The sequence below is a fragment of the Porphyromonas sp. CAG:1061 genome, assembly GCF_000435035.1.
Lineage (GTDB): Bacteria > Bacteroidota > Bacteroidia > Bacteroidales > Porphyromonadaceae > Porphyromonas_A > Porphyromonas_A somerae.
Genome location: NZ_HF988891.1, coordinates 7883 through 8659, shown reverse-complemented (window position 1 = coordinate 8659; position 777 = coordinate 7883). Strand labels below are relative to the sequence as shown.

Below are 777 nucleotides of genomic sequence, written 5' to 3'. Positions count from 1 at the left end.
CGATACGGTAATTCTCTCCATTATGGGAAAAGAAGAGCCCATTGCCAGGCACCTCGGTGAGTGATTCGGGGGTGGCATCGCTGCCCATTGCACTGTAGGCGGCAATGATGGCGGCGCCTAGGGGGTGGCTACTCATCTGCTCGGCACGTACGAGGAGCGCTTCATTCTCTGGCGTTTTCGCCAGCCATTGAGCTGCCACGATGGTGGGAGTTCCTTTGGTCAGCGTCCCTGTTTTATCGTAAACTACGTCGGTTACCTTGCCCAATTGCTCTAGGGCGGTAGCATCCTTCACCAGCAAACCGAGGGAAGAAGCTTTGCCCATCGCCACGGTAATGGCTGTCGGGGTGGCCAATCCCAAGGCACAAGGGCAGGCGATCACCAGCACACTGATGGCGAAGTAGATGCCGTGTAACCACGGGGTTTCACCTCCGCCCAATCCCCACGCCAGTAGCGTTACCAAGGCAAGAAAAAGGATGGTAGGGACAAAGTAGCCCGCCACCTTATCGGCAATCCTTTGGATAGGAGCTTTGGTCGCTTGGGCATGGCGAACCGCTTCTACCACACGGCTCAGTAGCGTCTCTTCACCTACCTTTGTGGCGATAAAAGTGGTTGCTTTACCCACGGAAATACTCCCAGAGTAGACCTCTTCGCCCGCCACTTTGGTACGAGGCAAGGGTTCGCCAGTGATGCTACTTTCATCAAAGGAACCCTCCTCCTCTAGCTTGCCATCCACCGGCACACTATCTCCGTGACGCAGGCGGATCCTATCACCCACCA

The 777-nt window shown here is 56.1% G+C and carries 1 protein-coding gene; it reads right to left on the bottom strand.

The window, feature by feature from the left end; genetic code table 11:
* Positions 1 to 777, bottom strand: a 777-nt coding sequence (locus QVO39_RS02945; RefSeq protein ID WP_288171703.1) for an HAD-IC family P-type ATPase, incomplete at both ends; no start/stop codon positions are given.